Origin of the sequence: Marinomonas flavescens (assembly GCF_004352835.1) — a bacterium.
Classification (GTDB): Bacteria; Pseudomonadota; Gammaproteobacteria; order Pseudomonadales; family Marinomonadaceae; genus Marinomonas; species Marinomonas flavescens.
In genome coordinates, this window is record NZ_SJSB01000007.1 from 1 (window position 1) to 23,682 (window position 23,682).

At 42.3% G+C, this 23,682-nt stretch carries 24 protein-coding genes; 9 read left to right on the forward strand and 15 right to left on the reverse strand.

The window, feature by feature from the left end; all coding sequences use genetic code 11:
• Positions 1-122 precede the first annotated feature (122 nt).
• From E0D70_RS08630 to E0D70_RS08660, 7 genes are all read right to left on the reverse strand, one after another.
• Positions 123-728 carry a protein-methionine-sulfoxide reductase heme-binding subunit MsrQ gene (locus tag E0D70_RS08630; protein ID WP_240537045.1) on the reverse strand — a complete coding sequence of 202 codons (606 nt, stop codon included), beginning with the start codon at positions 726-728 and terminating at the stop codon, positions 123-125.
• Between the two features lies 1 nt (position 729).
• Positions 730-1,719 (reverse strand): protein-methionine-sulfoxide reductase catalytic subunit MsrP, encoded by a 990-nt coding sequence (gene msrP / locus E0D70_RS08635; protein WP_133011876.1) that lies wholly within the window; start codon positions 1,717-1,719, stop codon positions 730-732.
• Positions 1,720-1,834: 115 nt separating this feature from the next.
• Positions 1,835-2,575: a CDP-diacylglycerol--serine O-phosphatidyltransferase gene (gene pssA, locus E0D70_RS08640; protein ID WP_420813333.1), complete on the reverse strand. Its 741-nt coding sequence runs from the start codon at positions 2,573-2,575 to the stop codon at positions 1,835-1,837.
• A 68-nt stretch (positions 2,576-2,643) separates the two neighbouring features.
• Entirely contained in the window at positions 2,644-3,927 is a 1,284-nt protein-coding gene (hemL, locus tag E0D70_RS08645) for a glutamate-1-semialdehyde 2,1-aminomutase (protein WP_133011877.1), read from the reverse strand.
• Positions 3,928-3,954: 27 nt separating this feature from the next.
• The gene (hemJ, locus tag E0D70_RS08650; protein WP_240537047.1) at positions 3,955-4,377 is read right to left on the reverse strand and encodes a protoporphyrinogen oxidase HemJ; all 423 of its coding nucleotides are present in this window, start codon (positions 4,375-4,377) and stop codon (positions 3,955-3,957) included.
• Between the two features lie 2 nt (positions 4,378-4,379).
• Positions 4,380-6,086 carry a chloride channel protein gene (locus E0D70_RS08655; protein ID WP_240537049.1) on the reverse strand — a complete coding sequence of 569 codons (1,707 nt, stop codon included), beginning with the start codon at positions 6,084-6,086 and terminating at the stop codon, positions 4,380-4,382.
• 100 nt (positions 6,087-6,186) lie between these two features.
• Positions 6,187-6,618, reverse strand: coding sequence for an Lrp/AsnC family transcriptional regulator (locus tag E0D70_RS08660; RefSeq protein WP_133011880.1), 432 nt, complete (start codon positions 6,616-6,618; stop codon positions 6,187-6,189).
• Positions 6,619-6,763: 145 nt separating this feature from the next.
• On the opposite strand from E0D70_RS08660, the gene yjeH reads away from it, so the two are divergent.
• The 3 genes from yjeH to E0D70_RS08675 all read left to right on the forward strand — a co-directional run bounded on the left by yjeH (position 6,764) and on the right by E0D70_RS08675 (position 9,830).
• Complete coding sequence (yjeH, locus tag E0D70_RS08665) at positions 6,764-8,038, forward strand: L-methionine/branched-chain amino acid transporter (protein ID WP_133011881.1); 1,275 nt, start codon at positions 6,764-6,766, stop codon at positions 8,036-8,038.
• 57 nt (positions 8,039-8,095) lie between these two features.
• Positions 8,096-8,608 carry an S-ribosylhomocysteine lyase gene (luxS, locus tag E0D70_RS08670; RefSeq protein WP_133011882.1) on the forward strand — a complete coding sequence of 171 codons (513 nt, stop codon included), beginning with the start codon at positions 8,096-8,098 and terminating at the stop codon, positions 8,606-8,608.
• A gap of 340 nt (positions 8,609-8,948) precedes the next feature.
• Entirely contained in the window at positions 8,949-9,830 is an 882-nt protein-coding gene (locus tag E0D70_RS08675) for a DMT family transporter (RefSeq protein ID WP_133011883.1), read from the forward strand.
• Here the strand turns inward: E0D70_RS08675 and E0D70_RS08680 are convergent.
• The 3 genes from E0D70_RS08680 to E0D70_RS08690 all read right to left on the reverse strand — a co-directional run bounded on the left by E0D70_RS08680 (position 9,827) and on the right by E0D70_RS08690 (position 12,569).
• Positions 9,827-10,273, reverse strand: coding sequence for an Lrp/AsnC family transcriptional regulator (locus tag E0D70_RS08680; protein WP_133011884.1), 447 nt, complete (start codon positions 10,271-10,273; stop codon positions 9,827-9,829). The two genes, E0D70_RS08675 and E0D70_RS08680, sit on opposite strands and share 4 nt — an antisense overlap.
• A gap of 90 nt (positions 10,274-10,363) precedes the next feature.
• On the reverse strand, positions 10,364-10,855 hold the full coding sequence (gene ilvN, locus E0D70_RS08685; protein WP_133011885.1) for an acetolactate synthase small subunit: 492 nt from the start codon (positions 10,853-10,855) through the stop codon (positions 10,364-10,366).
• Between the two features lies 1 nt (position 10,856).
• Positions 10,857-12,569: an acetolactate synthase 3 large subunit gene (locus tag E0D70_RS08690; protein ID WP_133011886.1), complete on the reverse strand. Its 1,713-nt coding sequence runs from the start codon at positions 12,567-12,569 to the stop codon at positions 10,857-10,859.
• Between the two features lie 429 nt (positions 12,570-12,998).
• On the opposite strand from E0D70_RS08690, the gene E0D70_RS08695 reads away from it, so the two are divergent.
• Complete coding sequence (locus E0D70_RS08695) at positions 12,999-13,259, forward strand: hypothetical protein (RefSeq protein ID WP_133011887.1); 261 nt, start codon at positions 12,999-13,001, stop codon at positions 13,257-13,259.
• A 65-nt stretch (positions 13,260-13,324) separates the two neighbouring features.
• Positions 13,325-14,410 (forward strand): tRNA epoxyqueuosine(34) reductase QueG, encoded by a 1,086-nt coding sequence (gene queG, locus E0D70_RS08700; protein WP_133011888.1) that lies wholly within the window; start codon positions 13,325-13,327, stop codon positions 14,408-14,410.
• 59 nt (positions 14,411-14,469) lie between these two features.
• On the opposite strand, the gene E0D70_RS08705 is transcribed toward queG, so the two are convergent.
• Positions 14,470-15,333, reverse strand: coding sequence for an acyl-CoA thioesterase (locus tag E0D70_RS08705; RefSeq protein WP_133011889.1), 864 nt, complete (start codon positions 15,331-15,333; stop codon positions 14,470-14,472).
• A 193-nt stretch (positions 15,334-15,526) separates the two neighbouring features.
• Here E0D70_RS08705 and moaA point away from each other — a divergent pair, with 193 nt between their 5' ends.
• From moaA to E0D70_RS08720, 3 genes are read left to right on the forward strand one after another with little or no spacing between them, the layout of a single operon-like run.
• Positions 15,527-16,516, forward strand: coding sequence for a GTP 3',8-cyclase MoaA (gene moaA, locus E0D70_RS08710; RefSeq protein WP_133011890.1), 990 nt, complete (start codon positions 15,527-15,529; stop codon positions 16,514-16,516).
• 13 nt (positions 16,517-16,529) lie between these two features.
• Complete coding sequence (gene moaB, locus E0D70_RS08715; protein ID WP_133011891.1) at positions 16,530-17,069, forward strand: molybdenum cofactor biosynthesis protein B; 540 nt, start codon at positions 16,530-16,532, stop codon at positions 17,067-17,069.
• Positions 17,070-17,072: 3 nt separating this feature from the next.
• Positions 17,073-18,266 (forward strand): molybdopterin molybdotransferase MoeA, encoded by a 1,194-nt coding sequence (locus tag E0D70_RS08720; protein WP_133011892.1) that lies wholly within the window; start codon positions 17,073-17,075, stop codon positions 18,264-18,266.
• Positions 18,267-18,315: 49 nt separating this feature from the next.
• Here E0D70_RS08720 and E0D70_RS08725 read toward each other — a convergent pair whose 3' ends face one another.
• The gene (locus E0D70_RS08725; protein ID WP_133011893.1) at positions 18,316-19,239 is read right to left on the reverse strand and encodes a LysR family transcriptional regulator; all 924 of its coding nucleotides are present in this window, start codon (positions 19,237-19,239) and stop codon (positions 18,316-18,318) included.
• 48 nt (positions 19,240-19,287) lie between these two features.
• The gene (gene serB / locus E0D70_RS08730) at positions 19,288-20,205 is read right to left on the reverse strand and encodes a phosphoserine phosphatase SerB (protein WP_133011894.1); all 918 of its coding nucleotides are present in this window, start codon (positions 20,203-20,205) and stop codon (positions 19,288-19,290) included.
• Positions 20,206-20,351: 146 nt separating this feature from the next.
• On the opposite strand from serB, the gene E0D70_RS08735 reads away from it, so the two are divergent.
• Positions 20,352-21,770 (forward strand): AhpA/YtjB family protein, encoded by a 1,419-nt coding sequence (locus tag E0D70_RS08735; RefSeq protein ID WP_133011895.1) that lies wholly within the window; start codon positions 20,352-20,354, stop codon positions 21,768-21,770.
• Between the two features lie 85 nt (positions 21,771-21,855).
• Here the strand turns inward: E0D70_RS08735 and rpoS are convergent, their stop codons facing one another.
• Both rpoS and E0D70_RS08745 read right to left on the reverse strand, forming a co-directional pair.
• Positions 21,856-22,854 (reverse strand): RNA polymerase sigma factor RpoS, encoded by a 999-nt coding sequence (rpoS, locus tag E0D70_RS08740; RefSeq protein ID WP_133011896.1) that lies wholly within the window; start codon positions 22,852-22,854, stop codon positions 21,856-21,858.
• 28 nt (positions 22,855-22,882) lie between these two features.
• Entirely contained in the window at positions 22,883-23,674 is a 792-nt protein-coding gene (locus E0D70_RS08745; RefSeq protein WP_133011897.1) for a peptidoglycan DD-metalloendopeptidase family protein, read from the reverse strand.
• Positions 23,675-23,682 lie beyond the last annotated feature (8 nt).

Consider the following 23,682-nt stretch of genomic DNA (forward strand, 5'->3'; position numbering starts at 1 on the left):
GACGTGTCGGTCGACTTACTTAGCAAGCTAAGTTGCAAACTGTTGTTTGCGTCGTTGTCCGTGTCAGTGGGTGCGTATAATACATCGTAAAAATTCTAGCGCAAGGGCTTTTTTAAAGTTTCTTAGCTTTTTTTGAAAAGACGCTTTATCAGTGGAAATTGATCCCATCGAACAGCCAGCAAAGGAACCAAAAATACCGTGAACCAAAGCGCTGTTGATGCATCACTTTTTACTTGCCACCATAGATGAGCTATCACGGCTAGCGCAGCCAGATAAATAAAGCGATGTAGTTTTTTCCAATTACGCCCTAACCGACGCATCATTTTTTTAGTACTGGTAATAGCCAATAAGAAGAAGATCAAAAGCGCCAGCACACCAGCATAAATATAAGGTTTATCAATGAGATCTGAGCTAATCCAAGACCAACTTAGCCCCGCAAATAATACGAGATAAATAATTAGGTGTAGCAGCGTATAAAAGAAAGCAGTTAGCCCTACAAAACGACGATAACGAGATAATACCTTTAGCGCTTTGATTTTTACCAATGGCGTCAATGCTAATACTGAGACAACGCACACACCAGCCCAAGAACCGCTTAATGGCATCAGTAATTTTCCAGGATCAGGAAAGTATCGCCCCATCAGCAAGGAAACAAACATCCAAACAAACGGCAACGTAAATACCAAGGCAACAATCGGCTTTTCTTTTCGATCCCAAAAAGTAGTCACGCTAAAAGAACCTCTTCAAATCCATCCCAGAATATAAGCTGGCAACTTCATCTTCATAACCATTGAACATTTGTGTATCGATCACATTAGGAAACAGCAAGCCACCTGGCAAGCGACGCTCTTGACCTTGAGACCAGCGAGGATGATCTACATTCGGATTCACATTTGCATAGAACCCATACTCACTGGCCGCCAACGAACTCCACGTGGTTTGCGGCATAGTTTCAACAAAGCGTATTTTGACAATCGATTTGATACCTTTAAAACCGTATTTCCATGGTAGAACCAATCTTACGGGAGCACCATTTTGATTGGGCAAAACACTTCCGTACATACCTACAGCAAACATTGCTAAGGAGTTCATCGCCTCATCGATCCTTAACCCTTCCCGATAAGGCCAATCTAAACTGCCACCATTTTGTCCTGGCATTTGCGCAGGATCATAAAGAGTTTCGAAATATACATATTTGGCTTTTGAGGTTGGCTTAAAGCGCTTTAACACATCACCCAACGACACTCCAACCCAAGGAATAACCATCGACCATGCTTCAACGCAACGATGTCGATAAATTCGCTCTTCAAGTGCAGAGCTTTTAATGATGTCGTCTAAATCAAACGTTCCGGTATTTTCTGCTTCTCCCTCAACAGTAATTGTCCAAGGTCGAGTCTTAAAGTTACCCGCACGCTCAGCGGGGTCTCCTTTTCCGTAACCAAACTCGTAAAAATTATTATAAGTTGTTGCGACATCGTAAGGCGCTGGAGTTTCATTCTTACCATATGGAGTTTGGATAATTTGACTAAACGCTTCTTTCAGCGGCGCTGGAGGCACTAGAGAATTTCCACTCTGCAGCGCTGCAAATACATTACCAGCGCCTACTCCAAGCGCAACACCACCAGAGACTTTCATAAATTGGCGGCGGTTCAGGTAGATAGATTTAGGGGTGACATCTGATTCCGAACAATCAGATCGTTTCTTATTTTTAATCAACATCGCTAAGCTCCTCTAATAATGAAAAATAGACTTCCCTCTTGTGAACTAGTTCCTAAAAACGCAAAAAGGCCCAGTTTATTGCACAAACTGGACCTTTCGATACGCCGACTAGTAACTAACGGAATCGCTCAGACACAATCCCAAGCAACCCCCAAAGTCCATAAAGGCAAAAGACGCCCATCAGCACAATGGCTGGCTCTAGAGCAACGAAGACTAAAACTAACACAGCAATAAGTAACACAACAAAAGGTACCCGGCCTTTTACGTCTAAATCTTTAAAGCTGCGAAACTTAACATTACTCACCATCAACAAACCGGTGATAGGAACCAATAACGCCATCACAGTAGCAAGACTTGCTCCTGTTACACCACTGTCATTGGCCGCCCAAATAACACTCGCAACAATCGCTGCCGCTGCAGGGCTAGGTAACCCAGTAAAGTAACGCTTGTCTTCAATACCTATCATGGTATTAAAGCGAGCTAAACGTAATGCCGCACCAACGGCGTAAATGAAAGCAGCAATCCAGCCAACTTTACCTAATGGTGCCAAGGCCCAAGTAAAAGCAACTAAGGCAGGCGCGATACCGAAAGACACCATGTCTGCAAGCGAATCGTATTCCGCACCAAATGCACTTTGCGTTCGTGTTAAACGAGCCACTCGTCCATCTAATCCGTCAAACACCATCGAGATAAAAATCGCTACCGCAGCATGAGTAAAATCATCATTCATTGCAGCGATAATAGAATAGAAACCAGAAAATAAGGCTGCTGTCGTAAACAGGTTCGGCAACAAATATACGCCTCGATGTGGCTGTTTTTGCTCACCATCCACCGCGTCATCCATATCCTCGCCCATCCCTTCTATAGGGCTTTTTTCCGTCTCTTCTACGGGCATATCAAATACCTTTTCAATCTTTTTCTTCATTATAGTAACTTTGCGAATGAACGTTTCGCAGCCTCAATAGTAAAGTCGATATCATCTTCTGTATGCGCTTGAGAAACAAAGCCTGCTTCAAAAGCCGCAGGCGCAAAATACACCCCTTCTTTCAACATATGATGGAAAAAAGCACCAAAACGTTCAATATCACACTTTTGCACATCGGCGAAACACGTCACTTTCTCTGCATCCGTAAAGAAGAAACCGAACATCCCCCCTTCATTTACCACACAAAAAGGAACACCGACTTCATCTGCAGCGGCCTTTAAACCAGTCACTAAGCGATTGGCTTTTTCCCCTAGCGTTTTATGAAAGCCTGGCTCACTAATTTTATTCAATACCGCAAGACCGGCCACCATAGCTACCGGATTACCAGACAATGTTCCCGCTTGATACACAGGACCTAAAGGAGAAATATGCGACATAATCTCTCGCTTACCACCAAAGGCACCAACAGGCATGCCTGCACCAATAATTTTCCCTAATGTGGTTAAATCTGGTGTAATGGAAAAGCGTTCTTGAGCACCACCTAGCGCCACTCGAAAGCCTGTCATTACCTCATCAAAGATAAGCACAGCGCCGGATTCATCACAAACCTCTCGAAGTGCCTCCAAGAACCCTGCAACGGGTGGAACACAGTTCATATTGCCGGCAATTGGCTCGACAATAATACAAGCAATTTGATCGCCCAACTCTGCAAAGCACTGCTTCACTTCTTCGATATTATTGTATTGCAAGGTAAGCGTAAGTTTTGCTAAATCGGCTGGCACACCTGGTGAATTTGGCACACCCAAGGTCAATGCGCCTGAGCCAGCTTTTACCAACAAAGAGTCTGAATGACCATGATAACAACCTTCAAATTTGACGATTTTATCGCGACCGGTATAACCACGTGCCAAACGAATCGCACTCATGGTGGCTTCAGTACCTGAGTTCACCATACGAACCATGTCCATAGAAGGAACCAGTTCACAGACCTTTTCAGCCATGGTGATTTCAACTTCTGTTGGCGCACCAAAGCTTAAACCTAGCTCTAATTGCGCGCGCACGGCATCTAGAACATCTGGATGCGAGTGACCTAAAATCATAGGCCCCCATGATCCGACATAATCTATATAGCGCTTTTTATCTTCATCAAAAAGGTAAGCTCCTTCTCCTTTATGAAAAAAGACAGGAGTTCCACCGACACCATTAAATGCTCTTACTGGGGAGTTAACGCCACCAGGAATACGGTGCTGTGCTCTTGCGTATAAATCTTCTGAACGACTCATAATATATCTCGACTCTACAAATCAAAGTTAAAAAGGTTTAACAATCACTAAAATAACAATAGCGATGAGAATGATGACTGGGAATTCGTTAAACCAACGATAAAAAACATGCCCTCGTGTATTTTGATCTGCGGCGAACTTTTTCAACAAACGCCCACAGGCATGATGGTAACCTAATAAAATAATAACTAAGGTGATTTTAGCGTGAAACCATGCCGCTCCCATATAATAAGAGGGATTGTAAGTTACCAACCAAACACCGAAAACAATTGTCGCAACCGCTGCGGGGGTCATAATACCCCGATATAATTTGCGCTCCATGATTTTAAAACGCTCAATACTCGCTTGGTCTGTGCTGCTTGCATGATAAACAAACAACCTAGGAAGATAAAAAAGTGCTGCAAACCAACACACTAAAGAAATCACATGGAACGCTTTTATCCACAACATAATCAACTATCCTTTAATAAAAATTGATCTAACCGACGACGAGATACTAAACATATTTTACCTGCCCTCTTGAGATCCACCAACACATCCGAACTGCCCGATATTTGAAACCAAGCTAACATATCTTCTAATGAGGCAGGCTCAGAAATAAAAGGGGATTGCTCACAATCTAATGCTTTCAACAAATCCATTAATACCCGATCATCATCGACAACTAGCCATGGTGGAGGACCAAAATTAATAGATTGCAGTGCGTCTAACACAGATTCCCGACGCGCTAACAACCAACGATCCTCAGATTGAAAAGCCACGTATTCTACCATACTTGAACCAAGATCCTTTAGTCGCTCCATAGAAGCATGAGCAGGAACAATGGTCACAGGTTCCGCCACGGATTGTACCGTATGATGTCGCAAGTAACGCTGAAAAGGACTTGGTGACGAAGATAACCCAGAAAAACGCAAACGCTGAACAAACGCAGAATCTTGTTTGAATAACCTCATAATCAAACACGACAAAACAATAACTAACATCGCAGGAACAATAACTTCAGAAGTGTGCGTCATTTCAATAATGGCGATCAGAGCAGTCAGTGGCGCCTGAAAACAAACCGCCATCATCGCTGACATACCTAATAAGATAAACAGCGTCATTTCATGTTCATAGGTCAGAGAGCTATTGAAAAGGAAAGCCACCTGAGCGCCAGCCAAGCCACCTATAACAAAGGTAGGTCCAATCATGCCTCCGGGAATACCTAAACCAATAGACGCAGATGTTAGCAGCGTTTTTACAACGATGATTACAAGCAGTGAACTTACAAGCACCTGTCCTGATAAAAGTGAAACAATCGAGTCATAGCCACCACCCAACGCTTCCGGCACATAAATAGCGGCAATAGAAGTAGCCAGCGCAACCAAAGCAAAGCGCCACCATACGGAAAGACTTCCTAGGCTCCACAATACTTTTTGTACTTTCAGAAAAAGAAAAGCAAGCATTACAATGAAGAGAACTAAAGCGAGGCAGGCCAAGAAAAACTCTGGTGTAAATTGCGCCGTTGATAATTTGGCAATATCAAAAACTTCAATACGGCCCAACAAAAACTCACTCACCAGCATGCCAACAACAGAAGACATAACAACCGGCAGTACAATCCCCATACGGTATTCAATAAAAATCACTTCAAAAGCAAACAAAACCCCTGCCAAAGGCGTTTGAAATGCGGCGGCAATCGCACCAGAAACCCCACAGGCCAACAAAGTTTCAACACCGTACTGAGGTAAGCGGGCTTTTTGAGCAAGATAACTTCCGAAAGTAGCCCCAAGATGAACGGCAGGACCTTCTTTACCAATAGACAAACCGCCAACCAAGCTAATCGCAGCAGTAAAGAATTGTGTTACCGCATTTGCAAAAGGCAGCACGCCTTGGTGATAATTCAAACGCTCAACAACAAAAGGAATACCCACATTATTTATTTTAGCGGGCAATACAGTAAAAATGGTCGCAAGAATAAAGCAGGCGACCACAGGGATAGTGGCACGCTGCCACACTGCCAAACTTTCAAATGCTTCACCACCACCAGCCATAAAAAAATGACTTGATGTAACAATCAACCAATACAGCAAAGCCATTACCAAAGCAGCAAGCAAACCACATACAGCACCGAGTATGGCTAAGACAAACAAATCATCATTTGAGCGCCTTTGCTTCAACCATTTTTCCTTTAGATTTAATTCACTCAGAGCGGAACCTCACTTTCAAAACAATAAATTTTCAGGCTATTTAAGATGTTTTATCATCCATTAATAATTATCAAAAGCGCTCGAGTCGAGAGGATAAGCACATATGAGTGACAATCTTTTCTAGATTTGGCCATTGATCCATAGCACCACGAATTTCACTTAATCTAGACATACTAGGCGCATCAACCAGTAACAGTAGATCGACATCACCGCTAATTGAATGGGCAAGTTTTATCTCTGGAACAGCGTTGATATATGGTTGTATTAATTCACAAGATAACGGTCGAAAGGTAACTGCAAAATACGCACTTACTGCCTGCTCAGTGTTATGAGCAATATGGGCATGGTAACCCGTAATATAGCCTTTCTCTTCCATACGTTTTATTCTGTCCGTTACAGCAGATCTAGAAAGGTTCACCTTGCGTGCGATGTCAGAAACAGACTGCCGTGCATCTTCCACTAATAATGCGGCTATTTTTTTATCGTATTTATCCAGTTGCATATTGCCTTCTTAATTACATAAAAGCGCCACAGATTGCGCTTACAACAAGCACTTTGACAGCCTAAAACCTCATTGTGCTAGGTATGCACAACAACAGAATATCGTATTCTATCCAAAATTGGCCCACATTATCAGGATTAACTCAATGGAATACCAGCGTACATTAGGACCTATACAAGGCATAGCAATGACAGTCACTACCTTTGTCGGCACTGGGCTAATGTTACTGCCCGCTTTATCTGTTAGCCAATCCAGTAATTTTGCGATTTATGCCTGGCTCATTACCACCGCCATTATACTCCCAGTAGCGTTTGTCTTTGCACTTTTAGGTAGCCGCTTCCCTTCTGCGGGAGGTGCTTCTCATTACATTGGAAGAGCATTTGGGAAGAGCGCTGAAAAGGCCGTTGGCTGGCTCTTTCTTAGTATTTTATTGGTTGGCCCAGCTGTAGCGGTAAAAATAGCAGCCGCTTATCTTGCTGTTGCGCTTAACCTTTCGCAAAATTATGTTTTTATACTCAGCATAATCACAATTTTAGCGACCGCTTTTTACGCATTAGCTGGAATAAAAAATTCCTCGCACTTTCAATTTATTGTGGTCATTGGGCTAATCGTCGTCATTCTCCTTTTATCATGGAAGGGCAACATTGGTGGAGCAACCGAAAATATCGAAATGCCTACATCATGGACAGAATGGCAAACGACCTTCCTTGCCGTTGGTACTATTTTTTGGTGCTTCATCGGTATTGAAGTAATGGCTCATATGGGCGCTGAATTCAAAAACCCAGCCCGAGATTTCCCCATCGCATTATTGGGCGGCATAAGCATTGTAATTGCTCTGTATCTCGCACTCGTTCTGTTAATTACTCAACATCATACTTATGGTGATGAGATCACTAATAGCCAATCATTAGCTCTTTTAGTTGGAATCATTTTTGGCGAAAATTCAAAAAGACTATTTGCAGTGGGTGCTTTTATACTCGCTTTTGCCAACACTGGAATGTACCTACTCGGTTTTGCACGCATGGTGCAATCCATGTCTTCACACGGCGCATTACCTCAAACCTTTTCAAGACTATCAAAGCATGGAACTCCAGTGCGCGCTGTCTACCTAGTGACAAGTTTGACACTGAGCTCTATTTTACTCGGCCACTTCTCTGGCTGGTCATTACATTGGTTTATAGAAATGACTAACGGTGCTTTTTTACTCATCTATACACTCACCTGTTTCACTTCCCTAAAACTCCTTCCAAACCAACAGAAATGGTTAGGAGCTACCGCCTTTGCAACCTGCTTACTAATGACTATTTTCGTTGGCATGAGCATGCTTTTTGCTTTCTGTATTTTTACTATTGCCCTTTGCTTTGAGTGCTACAAGAATAAGAAAAACCTCATTCCGAAACATGAAATTCATGTACAATGAGCCGATTAATTCATATATAAAAGACGTTAACGCTTTTATAGTACAAGGAGACAACAGATGCCATTACTAGACAGTTTTCGAGTTGACCACACACGCATGGACGCACCAGCCGTTCGTGTTGCAAAATCCATGGCGACACCAAAAGGCGATACTATCACCGTATTTGACCTTCGTTTCTGCGTCCCTAACGAAGAGATCCTATCTGAAAAAGGCATTCATACTTTAGAGCATTTATTTGCCGGTTTTATGCGTAACCATTTGAACAGCGATACTGTCGAAGTTATCGACATTTCTCCAATGGGCTGTCGTACTGGCTTTTATATGAGTCTAGTTGGTCAACCTTCTGAAGAAGTGGTGGCAGCGTCCTGGAAAGCAGCAATGGAAGATGTGCTAACAGTAAAAGCAAAAGCCGACATTCCAGAACTAAACGAATACCAATGTGGCACTTATGAAATGCACTCTTTAGAAGAAGCGCAAGCGATTGCAAAAATGATTCTAGACCGTGATGTGAAAGTAAACTCTAACGAAGAGCTTTACCTGAGCGAAGAATTCTTAAAAGAACACAGCTAATGCCAGACTTGCTCAAGCAAGTGGATTATTAGCCTAATAAAAACGGAGCATCATGCTCCGTTTTTTTATTTCTATCTGCTATTAAATTCGAAATTCTGCTGCCAGAAAGGCGCTTAACACCACACACCTTGCCGCGATTTATATACACCCAAGCCTAGCAATGGAATCCCAAAACCTTAGAAACAGACCACTTATTACGCAATCGAATAAAGCAATGTAAAAACAAGATATTACTTTAAAATTCAAAGTAAAAAGGCAAAAAAACCATTCTTTCCTGCTGTTGATAAAAACGTAAGGTCCGTAAAATTCCTCCAGCAAACTAAGATACTAAAGGATAGTTATGTCTATTTCTCATCTGTTTTTATGGACCACTGCAGCAATTTGGGGATTCGCTTTTGTCGCTCAAAGCATCGGAATGCAGAACCTAGGCCCTTATAGCTTTAATGCTGCACGCTTTACTCTAGCCGCGCTGTCGATGCTACCACTGGTTTATATTTTTGACAGGCACAGAGCTTCGGATCTCAGACTCACATTAAAAGCAGGCGCAATGACAGGCTTAGTCTTATTTTGTGGGGCTACATTACAACAGATAGGCCTACTTTATACGACAACAGCCAACGCTGGATTCATCACTACTATGTATATGCTATTTGTCCCCATTATTGGTTTATTTTTAAAACACACCATTAGCCGTAAAACATGGATAGGCATATTATTATCCTTAGTGGGTTTATACACATTAACGGTGGGCCCTAATTTATCCATACAATATGGCGACTCTCTAGAGTTATTAGGCGCTATTTTCTGGGCGGGACACGTGCTTATTGTAGGTTTCTATTCACGAAAGGTTCCTATCGTTAGCTTTTCTGTCGTTCAATTGGTCGTGGTCGCTATATTATCTTGGATAATGTCATTAACGACCGAACAACCCTCCTGGCAAGCGATTGAAAACAGTTGGCTACCCTTGCTTTATGCTGGCATTGCTTCTTCTGCAATCGCTTACACTTTGCAAGCCATTGGTCAGAAAAATGTCGCCCCAAGTTCCGCTGCTCTTATTTTATCCACAGAGGCTGTGTTTGCTGCTCTCGGTGGATGGTTATTTATGGAGGAAACCTTGTCACAAAGAGAGTTAATGGGGTGTGCGCTTATCTTTTTCGGCATGATCATCAGCCAGTGGCCTCGCAAACCTTCAGTAAATAAAGCCACTCCTGTGGCGAGTTAATCCTGCTGGGCGATATTCAATGGCATGGTTCGGTCAACGGGCTGCGACATTATCATCATGGTATTGGTATCGCTCAAATCAATTAAACGCTCAAGTAAAGCATCGAGTTTAGACATAGACTTCACTCCGACTTTTAGCATAAAAGCGTATGGTCCTGTCACGTTATAGCACTCAATCACCTCATCCACTTCCATAATAAGCGCCTTAAACTCCCGCTCCTTGGTTCGATAAACCTGACAACCTATTAAAGCAGTAATTGGAATACCGGCTTTTTCTAAGTTTACCTGTACACCATACCCAGTTATCACCCCCAACTCTTCTAACTTTCGTACACGCTCCGCAACAGCGGGTGCTGAGAGATGCACTAATTTCGCCAGCTCGGCATAAGTCAAACGGCCGTTTTGCGAAAGCAATGTAAGTAATTTCCAATTAATTTTATCCAAACCCATCCCCTTGCCACCATATGTTAATCAGTCTTCCACAAAAAAGGCCACACCTAAGCGCAGCCTTTTTTTATCACTCTATGGCTAACATCACAAAGACAAGGTCTTCTCGCCTCGAGCAACACCAGAAACACCAGTACGAACAACCTCAAGAAGATGAGCACCACCTAACGCTTGAAGGAAGCCATCTAACTTATCGGATTCACCTACAATCTGCACTGTGTAGATAGAAGGCGTCATATCAATGATATTTCCACGGAAAATATCCACTGTACGCTTCACTTCTGCACGTTGAGCACCTGTTGCACGCACTTTAACAAGCATCAATTCACGTTCGATGTGCTGGCCTTCCGTTAAATCAACCAGCTTAATGACATCAATCAGCTTGTTAAGCTGTTTTGTAATTTGCTCTACCACCTGATCAGAACCAAACGTAGTCAAGGTCAAACGAGACAAAGTTGCATCATCGGTTGCCGCTACGTTTAATGACTCGATGTTAAAGTTTCGCTGTGAAAACAAACCTACAACACGTGACAAAGCACCAGGTTCGTTTTCCATTAATACAGAAATAATATGTCTCATGTTAGGTACGCTCCGTTTTACTCAAGAACATATCGCGCATAGAGCCACGAGGCACTTGCATCGGATAAACGTGCTCTTCTGGATCCACATGACAATTAATGAAGACCAATTGATCTTTCATTGCAAAAGCTTCTTCCATCTTGGCATCAAGCTCATCTTTACTGCGAATTTCAACATATTTGTGACGATATGCATCCATCAACAATTTAAAGTCAGGCAAAGATTCCATATAAGAACTAGAGTAACGACCTTCGTAGTTCATGTCTTGCCACTGACGAACCATGCCAAGATAACCGTTATTCAAACACAAGATCTTAACGGGCAAACCGTATTGCAAGCAGGTCGAAAGTTCTTGAATATTCATCTGAATACTACCTTCACCTGTGACACATACAACCGTCTCTTCAGGGAAGCTCAACTTAACACCCATCGCCGCTGGCAAACCAAATCCCATTGTGCCAAGACCACCGGAGTTAACCCAACGGTTAGGCTTATCAAATTTATAGTATTGCGCGGTAAACATTTGATGTTGACCAACATCGGAGGCGACATAAGCATCTCCTTTTGTTGCACGCCAGCACGCTTCAACAGCCGCTTGCGGTTTGATCTTCTCACTAGAAGTGTCGTAATGCCCTGCATGAACAAGACGCCACTCTTCTATTTGTTTCCACCAATTACCTACCGCCTCTACATTAGAACTTGCCCCTTCTATAAGCGACAGCATTTCTTCTAATACTTGATCAACAGGCCCAACAATTGGCACATCAGATCGAATCGTTTTTGAGATAGCGGCTGGATCAATGTCAATATGAACGATTTTTGCACTTGGACAAAATTTATCAGGATCATTCGTTACACGATCATCAAAACGCGCCCCTATCGCTAAAATCAAATCACTATGATGCATTGTCATGTTTGCTTCATAAGCACCGTGCATGCCTAACATACCGACAAATTGACGATCAGTACCAGGGTAAGAACCCAGCCCCATCAAGGTATTAGTCACTGGAAAATTAAGCGACTTAGCCAGTGTTGTCAGCAAATCGGACGCACCACCTAAGATAACACCACCGCCGGCGTATATAACGGGGCGTTTAGCTGCAAGCATTAAATCAACGGCTTTTTTAATTTGGCCGCTATGCCCTTTTGCTGGTGGCGTATAAGAACGTAAAGACACTGATTCAGGGTACTTATACTCAAATTTCTCACTCGGCATCGTCATATTTTTTGGAATATCAACGACGACAGGACCCGGACGACCCGTACTGGCAATGTAATAGGCCTTTTTGAGAACCATTGGAATTTCAGAAGGGTGCTTAATCGTAAAGCTGTGTTTCACAATCGGCCGAGAGACACCAATCATATCGGTTTCTTGGAACGCATCTTCACCAATCAGATAGCTCGGCACCTGACCGCAAATCACGACCATAGGAATAGAGTCCATATACGCCGTTGCAATACCCGTTACCGTGTTCGTCGCACCTGGACCAGAAGTCACAAGAACGGTACCTGCTTTACCTGTTGCACGTGCATAGCCATCGGCCATGTGTGTTGCAGCTTGCTCATGCCTAACCAAGATATGCTTTACATCAGATTGACGATGCAAGGCATCGTAAATATGAAGAACGGCACCACCTGGATAACCATAGATATACTCAACCCCCTCATCTTTGAGAAAGCGGGCGATCATTTCACCACCGGATAATAACTCCACCTTGTTACCCTCTATAGTATTTATCTGTCTGCTAGTTTTGTGCAGTCATTGTAACCGCATACGCTAAGCAGATAAAAGTTGATAGAACGAAGTTTGCAAAACTAATGAGGAAACCTGAAACAAAGGAAAACTCAAACGCAATAAATCGCAGTGTTAACACTGCCCGCGTTTTTTCGCGAGGAAAATACAATACAACGAAAATCTAGTCGTATTCTATCTGTGCTTATCAGAATTAAATCTGACTGGTGGGGCTGATGGCCCACATATAAGGACGTATTCGGCATGGGTAGCGCCGAAAATTACTGATCTAGCATTCTCGCAATCAGACCAAAAACTGTCAACCAAAACTCTCAATTTTGTAGGATAAAACTTGCTCTGATGCACACTTCGTGGTGTTATAACGAGATAATTTGATTAGGAGTTTTACCCATGGCGAATGAGCTCAACCAACAGCGTATTATTGATGAATTTCTACGCTGCTTTCGTAAAATGTTGATGGATCCAGAACTAGCAGGAGAGTTGGTTCGCATCGCAAAAGAAAATATCAGTGAACCCAATGCCTATCAACGCATTGCCGAAGAAGTGTCTAATCAGACTACACTTAAAATCCAAGAAGAGCATACAGAAGCAGATCGCATGTTTATCAAACTGCTAATGGACGTCGTAAAAGGCGATTCTCAACTGTACTGATTTATTCTTCAACTAGGTGCCTGTTACTACAGGTATCTAGTTAGACCATCACTCTGGTAATACTTTTGCTTCCTCCTTCTCTTTCAGATCCTCAGAGCCTAACAGCGCTGGTAAGCGACATAAAATCATGGGCGCTTGATTTTGGCTTTGCGGAAGCGCGCATCGTCGAGCCTGACCTTGAGCAATATCGCGACGACTTCAATAACTGGCTCGCAAAAGACTATCATGCGGGTATGGATTATCTTGCCAACCACGGTGACATCCGCTTTCAGCCTGAAAAACTTCACCCTGGCACCCGTCGAGTCATTTCTTTGCGCATGCATTATTTGCCGCAGTCAGTGGCCACAGTCGAGCGCCTTAAAACCAAAGACAAAGCGTACATCGCACGTTATGCACTGGGTCGTGACTATCACAAACTGATCCGTAAACGCTTAACCCAACTGGCAAAAAAGATAGAAGAACAGGTTGGCGAACATGGCTACCGTGCCTTTGTCGACAGCGCTCCTGTATTAGAACGCCAAGTAGCCGAACAAGCGGGCATGGGTTGGATTGGCAAAAACACCCTACTACTTACGCCAAAAGCCGGCAGCTGGTTTTTATTAGGTGAAATTTTCACCAACTTACCTCTTCCCGTTGATCCACCGACAACGACGCGTCATTGTGGCAGCTGTGATGCTTGCCTGACTCAGTGCCCAACCGATGCGTTTGTCAAGCCTTGGGTGTTAGACGCGGGTAAATGTATTTCGTATCTCACTATTGAACACAAGGGTGCCATTCCTGTTGAACTAAGATCTAAAATGGGGAACCGTATTTTTGGCTGTGATGATTGCCAGCTGGTTTGCCCATGGACAAAGTTTGCTAAACACACCACGGAACAAGACTTTCAACCAAGACATAATCTAGACTCGGAAGATCTCGTTAGTTTATTTTTGTGGGATGAAGCCACTTTTTTAAGCAATACCGAAGGCTCACCTATACGCCGTACAGGGTATGAAAATTGGCGCAGAAACATCGCCGTCGCTCTAGGCAATGCTCCTACAGAAGAGGCTATTATAAAGGCATTGGAAGGTTCTAAAAATTCAACTTCTGAGCTAGTAAACGAACATGTTCGCTGGGCATTAGAGCAACATAATCACTCTAACCCCCTCTAGGATTCGCCATAAACGCGCTAGCAGCACGAAGCGATGCGATTACATTTGAAACAATGTGACTACATTTTTTTGTTATAACGAAGCAATCCTTCTTGCGCAGTAGACGCCACCAGCTCACCAGACAAATTAAATATCTGCCCTCTCACAAAGCCCCGTGAATGGCTTGCTGATGGAGAATCAGCAACGTACAAAAGCCATTCATCTAACCGAAAAGCCCGATGAAACCAGATAGAGTGATCTAAGCTAGCAACATTTAAATAAGGGTTACCAATAGAAATACCATGTGGCATTAATGCCGTTTCTAAAAAACCATAATCTGTCGTATAAGCTAACATAGACTGATGGATCAAAGGTTCATCAGGCAGCACATCAACACTTCGGATCCACATATGTCGCTTCGCAATACCTGGACGAGGTCTGAATGGGTTTTGATTTTCAACAATTCGATATTCTATAGGGCGATCTGCAACGAATAGCTCTCTGACTTTTTGTGGAATCTCTCCAGCATGCTCTTGGTAAAGACTTAACTCTGATTTGAACGACTCAGGCCCCGGCACATTCGGCATCACTTCTTGATGATCAAAACCGCCCTCTTCTATTTGAAAAGAGATAGTCATCACAAGAATACTTTTTCCAAATTGTGAGGCTGTCACGCGACGCACACTAAAACTTCCACCATCACGAACCACCTCTACATCGTATTCAATAGGATGATTAGAATCCCCTGGACGAAGAAAGTAACAATGTAATGAATGTGGGTGTCTTGCCTCAACCGTTTGGGTCGCAGCACTCAAACTTTGACCAACAACTTGACCACCAAATACTTTAGGGAAGCCAATATCTTGACTTCGGCCTATAAATTTAGTGCTTGATAGACGCTCAAGTCTCAAGAGGTCGATTAGGTTGTGTACTACTTTCTTCATTTTTAGGCCTTCTTAAATGTTATATCGACAGTTATGTAAATGAACGATAGACGAATTTAGCTATAATTATGCAGTTATCTAGGAACCTAGTCACTCTATGACTTATAAACTCTCGTAACCCCGTTTAGATTTTGCCAAACGTCCGTTTTTTTGTTTTGATGGACACTCACTCAAAAAGGTAATTTTCTGAGCAATGTCATCTTTAATTGATCCATACGATCGTAAAATCGACTATCTTCGCATTTCTGTTACAGACAAGTGTGACTTTCGTTGCACCTATTGCATGGATGAAGACGTTACCTTTTTACCAAAAAATCAAATTCTGTCTTTAGAAGAAATCGTTCTGGTGGCCAAAACATTCATTTCAATGGGCACCAAGCGAATTAGAATCACTGGTGGTGAACCACTAGTCCGTAAAAATTTGCTATGGGCATTAGAGCAAATTGCAAACGAACCAGGGCTCGAAGAGCTGACTATTACCACGAATGGCTCTCAGCTCTACAAAATGGCAAACGACCTTCTAAACGTAGGTGTCTCTCGAATCAACATCAGCTTAGACACGCTAAAAGCTGACCGATTCTATGCGTTAACTCGACGAGACAAGTTCCAACAAGTCATGGATGGCATTGACAAAGCTGTCGCATTAAATTTTAAAAGACTGAAAATAAACAGTGTTATGCTCAAACATCACAACGATGATGAATTACATCACCTAGCTCAATTTGCACTAGATCGCGAGATGGACATTAGCTTTATTGAAGAAATGCCATTAGGCATAATAACAGACCATGATCGAGCCGCTGCTTATCTTTCAAGCGACGAAGTAATTGAACGCCTTTCATCTACGTTCCTCTTAACTGAAAGCCAACAAGTTACTAGCGGCCCAACTCGTTACTACGATGCACAAGGCTATAGAAATAAAATTGGGGTCATTTCACCTCACAGCCATAATTTTTGCGATACTTGCAATCGAGTGAGATTAACCGCTGAAGGCCGATTACTTCTTTGTCTAGGTAACGAACATTCAAAAGATCTTAAACCTTTTTTACGAGCGCCATTACAGCAGTCATTATCGCTAGAAGAAGGCATTATTGAAGCACTGGCTTTAAAACCTCTTAAGCACCACTTTAATCTTGAAGAAGCACCTCAAATACTTCGCTTCATGAGCGCGACTGGGGGCTAAATAAGGAACACTAATGAGCAAAATTCCAACACCCTTTAGACCCTTACAAATTAGCGTATTGACCGTATCAGATACTCGATCACTCGCAGAAGACACATCAGGTGACGCTCTAGTCACCAAATTAACCACCGCAGGCCATTTTCTTTATGAGCGAGAGTTGGTAAAAGATGATGTTTATGCCATGCGCGCAGTCGTGTCAAAATGGATAGCGGACAATGAAAATCATGTCGTCTTGATCACAGGAGGAACAGGTTTTTACTCTCGTGACAGTACTCCTGAAGCGATGATTCCACTTTTTGATAAGCAAATTGATGGTTTTGGTGAGCTATTTAGACAAATATCCTATGAAGAAATCGGCACCTCCACCATTCAATCTCGAGCGGTAGCTGGACTAGCGAATAACACGTTAATTTTTTGCCTTCCTGGCTCAACAGGTGCTTGCCGTACCGCTTGGAACGGCATATTAAAAGAGCAATTAGATGCCACTCATCGCCCTTGCAACTTCGTCGAACTACTTCTCGGCACGTATGAACCTAAGTTGCACGAGGTATAAAATATGTCTGAATTACTGCCCTTTGAAGACGCTCTAAAAGCCATTGATAATATTCAGGACATCCAAGTTGGCATAGAAGAAATTGCAGTGAACAATGCATTAGGCCGCATTGTCTCAGAAGACATTATTGCGCGCTCTTTTGTCCCTCCACATGACAACAGTGCAATGGATGGCTATGCTTTTTGCCTCGCTGATTGGAGTAAAGACAAAGTATTTCAGATCAGTCAGCGCATTCCTGCAGGCAGTTCACCCGCACCTTTGCAAAAAGGCACTTGTGCTCGCATTTTCACAGGTGCCAACATCCCAAATGACGCCGATACCGTGATTATGCAAGAGGAAGCAACGCTTCATGAAAAAGGCGTTTCTTTTCAAAAAGCCCCCACATTAAAAAGTAATATCCGCCCAAAAGGACAGGACATTACGAATGGGGACGTTATCATTAAAAAAGGCACAAAGATCACGCCAATGCACATTGGATTACTCTCAAGCTTAGGTAATACGCAAGTCAGCGTTTTCAAGCTTCTAAAAGTTGGAATCCTAACCACTGGCGATGAACTAATCCTCCCTGGGAACACATTAGAAGAAGGCCAAATATTCAATTCAAATGGGCCCATGCTTGAAGCTTTAGTTAACCAAGCAGGCTACCAAGTGTCGCAATGTCTTCATGCAAAAGATACTCCTGAAGAAACAGAATATGCTATTAACACCCTCTTAACATGCAGCGATGTTATCGTGTCTTCTGGTGGAGTTTCCGTAGGCGAAGAGGATCATGTAAAGGCTATATTGGAAAAACTTGGCAAAGTACATCTTTGGAAAATTGCGATTAAACCTGGAAAACCCTTAGTTCATGCATCACTTGGCAACACGCCATTCTTAGGACTTCCTGGAAACCCGAGCTCTACCTTGGTGACTTTTCACTGGTTTGCACGTCGCCTACTAGCTCGCTGTGCGGGCCAAGCTAGGTTATTAGATGTGTCTTATCTCGTTGATGCGGGGTTTAGCCGCACTAAAACAATCAAACGAGATGAGTTTTTGCGAGTATCTCTTGGAGCGGATGGTCTTGCATACGCTCATCCTCAGCAAAGCTCTGGGGCTCTTATGGCCGCCTGTGAAAGCCAAGGCTACCTTCGTATCAAAGCGCACAGCACAATTGAATACGGTTGCTCCTACCCTTTCTACCCTTTCACTGGCTTCTAACCATTAGTTTTGCAGAAACTCTTTTCATATAGTCTAGCTAGACACGCTTTTATTCACTTTCTTCCTCAATAAAAGCGTGTCTTAATAACCCTCGAAACCATTGATGCGCAGGGTCATGCTGAAACCTTTCATGCCAAATCATAGAATAATCAAAGGAACGACTAGAGAAAGGCAACTCATAAAGTGCCAGCCCTGAAGCGGTCGCCACCATGTCTTCAGCAAACAATCGTGGCACTGTCAGTAACAAATCACTGTCCATCACGACCCTTGCTGCTGGCACAAACGTCGGTAACTGAACAGTAACATGGCGTTTATGACCCAATTTATCTAGCTCTTTATCTACCGCAAAATAAGCTCGCCGGCCTAATACGACTTGCACATGATTTGATTGTAGATAATTTTCTAATGTAAGCTTACCTTGAATATTAGGGTGATCTTTTCGAGCTAAGCAAACCATATAATCACTTTTCAGGCGCATTGCCCGAATGCCACCCGGCGGTTCTTTAGACAACACCGCCACCGCTAAATCCACATCCATGTGATCTAATTCATTGGCAGTTTCTTCATCCCACGCTTTCACGTCCAGTATCGCGTTTGGCGCGGCTCGCTGAAAACAATCCAACATTTTTGGCAACACGGTTAAGGTGCCAAAATCCGTTGTAGAAAGGACAAAACGCCGCTTACTAGTAAGCGGTTTAAATTCGCTGGGCTGAATTAAACTTTCCAACCCCTTAAGCATATCTATTAATAGCGGCGTTAATGACTGTGTCTTTTTTGTCGGAGATAGACCATGTGACGTACGAACAAATAAAGGATCATCAAAAATATCCCTAAGCCTGGAAAGCGAACGACTGACAGCCGGCTGCGACACGTCAAGCCGGGCCGCGGCTTTTGTTACGTTTAATTCTTCAATAAGAACTCGAAATATATATAATAAGTTCAAGTCTATATCTGACAATCTTATCTCAGACAAATGCCCACTCCAGCTAGTGAATCTAACGACATTACGTCGTAATACAGATTACGCAACGATGTCACGAATTTGTACAGAAGAAAGTCCTAACAAATACAAAATACCATCCAATCCTAAATTATTCATTGGACATGGCGACTTCTCTCTTACTAGTGGCTTAGCATGCAAAGCCACGCCTAGTGCTGCTTTATTAAGCATCAGAAGGTCATTAGCACCATCGCCACAAGCAATTGTTTGCCCCCAACTTACTCCGGTATTAGTCACAATTTCAGACAACAAAAGCTGCTTACGCTCAGCATCCACAATTGGTCCAATATGCTTGCCTGTTAAATGTCCAGATTCAATTTCAAGTACGTTCGCATGCACTTCCGTGATTCCATATTGATCCTGTACACGATCTGCAAAATACGTAAAACCACCAGATAGTATAGCCGTATGCCAGCCAAAGTGATGTAAGACTTTCATCAAAGTTTCGATGCCATCCATGTGGACAATACGCTGGTAAACTCCATCCATTAAATCGCTACTTAGGCCGTCTAATAAAGAAAGTCGCTGAACAAAACTCTCAACAAAATCAATTTCTCCGCGCATTGCGCTTGCAGTTACCGCTGAAATTTGTTCACCAATGCCTGCTTCTACGGCTAATTCATCCATCACTTCAGCTTTAATAAGTGTTGAATCCATATCAAATACAGCGACTCCTTTTTGATACAGGTTTGGAGATGTAGACTGATAAATATGGTCGATTTTTGTTTCATCCGAAAGAACCAAAAGAGCTTTTTTCATCGGCTCTAATTGCTTATCAGAAAATGGTTGACTTAATGTCACCCGAACAACATCGTTAGCATCTAACTCATCTGTCAAAGTTTGAAAAACACCTTCTAAAGAATGGTCATTCAACCACGCCCTAAACTGACTAAGGTATGGCGCACTCAAAGAGCCAATTAAAGTAATGCTGGCAGACATAAAAACTCCTAATACATTGATCGCGCTACTATAGCAAATCACTTTGTAGAAACTAAGTATTGCTTGTACTTTAAAGAATTAAGAAAAACACCGATACGATGTGTATACTTTAGCGATTATTTTACGGGTGAGTCTGAAGGACGTAAATGGAGACGAACATTAAAACCAACAAACTAGCGCTTTTTCTAAAGAAAAAGCTCACGGCATCTATTATAACTATCACGGTTTTTATGACCTTGATGATACTTACTGTCAGCCTTATTTGGTTTACCATGACACAAGCCTTGGGCAACTATTTAAACCAACAAACAGATGTATTAGGCAGTAGCTTAGCCACTCAAGCCGCATTCAATGCGACGCAGTCTATTCTAACTAATGATTTATTAAGCCTTAATGTGCTACTTAACCGCCTTGTGGTTGATGATAATATTTTAAGTGCTCGTGTTTATAACAAGAAAGATGAATTACTCGCTGAAGCCGATAGCGGCAATTCTGATGTATCTAAAACGGTTGACTTAAGGCCCTCAGATAAGCATCGAGTATATAGTTCTAGCATTCGTTTTCGAGATGATGTTGTTGGCCACGTATTGATAACACTTGATCGAACACCGACACAATCAACACTTAAACATCTGAATAATCTATTAATTGGCGTCTCTATCTTTATTTGTGCAGTGACTCTATTGCTCGTTGTCCTTTTAACGCGCTGGCTCTTCTCCCCAATAAATCAAGCAACAGATGTTCTAAAAGACCTAGCCAAAGGACACCTAGACAGTCAGCTTCCAAGCCCTCTATTCAAAGAAGGAAGAAGCCTCTGCCAATCTATTCAAGAGCTTCAAGCGCTTGATTGGCCAAAAATAGAAAAACCACTAATAGAAGAGAAAACGAATCCAGAGATTACAACAAAAACTCAAATAGAAATTGATTTTGATAAGATTTTTGAAGAATCCAATAAGCGCAGCTGCTTATTGTATTTTGACATATTGAATCTAGAGAACTGGCACGACGAAATGACACCGCTGCAGGTTGCTAACTTACTAACACCAATTTATCGCGCTATTTTTCAATCTAGTGAAGCATTCATGGGGCAAGTTCATCAATATGATAACGACTCTGTGGTCATCTTTTTTAGTGCGCGAACCAGTCAAGACAACTTATATATCAATGCCATAAGCGCCGCTCAGCTATTTCTAGGACTTGTAGAGCAGTTATTAGACAATGAGCTTTATCATGACACCCCATCATTAAACTTCCACCTTGGACTGCATAAGGGAGGTCCTGAAATCACAGACATGATGCTCAACAACGAATTTGATATACAACGAATTCAAGCACTATTAGAGCAAGCTTCTCATCTTAGCCAATCACAAAGCCAAAATAAGTTAGTCATTAGTGATGCTATTTTCACATTGAATGATATACAAAACCGCGTCTTTACTAGCCTACCAGAGGTCATCGAAATAGAAGGTGAAGAAATACTTGCCTACGAAGTAAAAGGTATTGCGGATAAATATCAAGATAAAGTAAATCAAAAAATATTAGACATGAGTAAAGGCGACATTTAGTAGTTACTGAATTAGCAATAAGACAAAGACAAAAACAACAAAGCCAGCTGATTGCTGGCTTTGTTGTTTATTGGTCAAAAAAGAGCTAACTATCGAATCGAATCACATCATCTAAAGAAAGACCTTGTCTATCCATCATCATTCTTAACTTACGTAAAGCCTCTACCTGAATTTGCCTAACACGCTCACGAGTTAAACCAATTTCAGCACCAACGCCCTCTAATGTACTAGCTTCATGACCACGCAAACCAAAACGACGTATTATCACTTCACATTGTTTCTCATTGAGCTCACATAGCCAGCCTTCAATACTCTGAAGCACATCACCGTCTTGACGATCTTCTTCTGGACCTTGCTGATGAGTGTCTGCCAGTATTTCCACCAAACTTTTGTCACTATCAGCACCACCGATAGGTGAATCAATCGAGCGAACTCGTTCATTCAAACCCAGCATTTTTTGGACATCTGCTACAGGCCGATCAAGCATCTCTGCAATTTCTTCCGCATTGGGTTCATGATCAAGTTTCTTAGTGAGTTCGCGTGCCGCTCTAAGGTAGACGTTAAGTTCTTTAACGACGTGTATCGGTAAACGAATGGTTCGAGTCTGATTCATAATGGCTCGTTCAATAGTCTGACGAATCCACCATGTGGCGTAAGTTGAGAATCGAAAACCGCGCTCTGGATCAAACTTTTCTACCGCTCGAATTAATCCTAAGTTGCCCTCTTCAATAAGGTCTAACAAAGATAAGCCGCGATTCAAATATCGACGTGAAAACTTCACCACCAATCGTAGATTGCTTTCAATCATTCGTTTACGCGCTTTTTCATCGCCTTTTAATGCAAGCCTAGCAAAATGCACTTCTTCCTGGGCTGAGAGCAAAGGAGAAAAACCAATTTCACTCAAATACAACTGAGTAACATCTAAAACTTTTCCATTGTCTTCTGCGGCGTATCTCGCATGAACAGCAGACTCGAACTCTTCATTAATGGAGTCTTCAATTTCATTGTCATCAACTATATCCAAATCGTAATTTGACGCATCTGGAATTTGCTTTGCTGTATTATTCATATTAATTGCTTTCATATTCCCTCCTTGTCCCCAGCTATTTTTATTATTTTCGGGGGAGCACTTTGAGCGGATCAATTGGTTGGCCATCGCGACGTACTTCAAAATGAAGCAATGACTTCTCACTTCCCTTACCACCGATTACAGCCAATGCATCTCCTGCACGAACTTTTTGCTGCTCCTTAACCAAAATCCTTTGGTTATATGCGTAAGCGCTTAAATAAACATCGTTATGTTTCACTATTACCAAATTACCATAACCAATTAAACCACTACCGGCATAAACAACAGTTCCATCTGCGGCGGCTTTTACTAAATTGCCTTTTTGACCTTTAATGTCTATACCTTTACTACTAACCCCATCGTTTGAAAAGCCCTTCACCACGGGACCATCAATTGGCCAGTGCCAAGATGAGACTTTTTCAGAATTATTTGACGACGATTTCGAAGCAATAACTGGTGAATTTTTTTTCTTTTGAAGCTGTATATCAGAAGCCGTTTTTGAAACAACTTTTACTCTAGGCGTAGGTTTTGAAGCGACTGACCTGACTCTTTTTGTAACAGTTTCCCGCTTATTTTTTAACCAGATTTTTTGCTTCGGATAGATAGTATACGGTGAACTTATTCTATTTAATTTAGCCACTTCTCGATAATCAAGACCATAGCTAAATGCGATAGAAAACAATGTCTCACCTCTTTTAACTCGATGATAACCAGAAGAAGGAACTGAGGAAACACTGGCATTATTAGAGTTGTAGGACTGACCATTTTTGTCTGGAAAGTTAATGACCTGATAAGAACAGCCAGAAATAAAAAGGCACATCGACGCTACCAACATAAAAAGCC

Bases quoted from the DNA above. Each gene is read 5' to 3' on its own strand.
- msrP (WP_133011876.1), bottom strand. From the start codon at position 1,719: ATGTTGATTAAAAATAAGAAACGATCTGATTGTTCGGAATCAGATGTC.
- pssA (WP_420813333.1), bottom strand. From the start codon at position 2,575: ATGGGCGAGGATATGGATGACGCGGTGGATGGTGAGCAAAAACAGCCA.
- hemL (WP_133011877.1), bottom strand. From the start codon at position 3,927: ATGAGTCGTTCAGAAGATTTATACGCAAGAGCACAGCACCGTATTCCT.
- hemJ (WP_240537047.1), bottom strand. From the start codon at position 4,377: ATGTTGTGGATAAAAGCGTTCCATGTGATTTCTTTAGTGTGTTGGTTT.
- E0D70_RS08660 (WP_133011880.1), bottom strand. From the start codon at position 6,618: ATGCAACTGGATAAATACGATAAAAAAATAGCCGCATTATTAGTGGAA.
- yjeH (WP_133011881.1), top strand. From the start codon at position 6,764: ATGGAATACCAGCGTACATTAGGACCTATACAAGGCATAGCAATGACA.
- luxS (WP_133011882.1), top strand. From the start codon at position 8,096: ATGCCATTACTAGACAGTTTTCGAGTTGACCACACACGCATGGACGCA.
- E0D70_RS08675 (WP_133011883.1), top strand. From the start codon at position 8,949: ATGTCTATTTCTCATCTGTTTTTATGGACCACTGCAGCAATTTGGGGA.
- ilvN (WP_133011885.1), bottom strand. From the start codon at position 10,855: ATGAGACATATTATTTCTGTATTAATGGAAAACGAACCTGGTGCTTTG.
- E0D70_RS08695 (WP_133011887.1), top strand. From the start codon at position 12,999: ATGGCGAATGAGCTCAACCAACAGCGTATTATTGATGAATTTCTACGC.
- E0D70_RS08705 (WP_133011889.1), bottom strand. From the start codon at position 15,333: ATGAAGAAAGTAGTACACAACCTAATCGACCTCTTGAGACTTGAGCGT.
- moaA (WP_133011890.1), top strand. From the start codon at position 15,527: ATGTCATCTTTAATTGATCCATACGATCGTAAAATCGACTATCTTCGC.
- moaB (WP_133011891.1), top strand. From the start codon at position 16,530: ATGAGCAAAATTCCAACACCCTTTAGACCCTTACAAATTAGCGTATTG.
- E0D70_RS08720 (WP_133011892.1), top strand. From the start codon at position 17,073: ATGTCTGAATTACTGCCCTTTGAAGACGCTCTAAAAGCCATTGATAAT.
- serB (WP_133011894.1), bottom strand. From the start codon at position 20,205: ATGTCTGCCAGCATTACTTTAATTGGCTCTTTGAGTGCGCCATACCTT.
- E0D70_RS08735 (WP_133011895.1), top strand. From the start codon at position 20,352: ATGGAGACGAACATTAAAACCAACAAACTAGCGCTTTTTCTAAAGAAA.
- rpoS (WP_133011896.1), bottom strand. From the start codon at position 22,854: ATGAAAGCAATTAATATGAATAATACAGCAAAGCAAATTCCAGATGCG.
- E0D70_RS08745 (WP_133011897.1), bottom strand. From the start codon at position 23,674: ATGTTGGTAGCGTCGATGTGCCTTTTTATTTCTGGCTGTTCTTATCAG.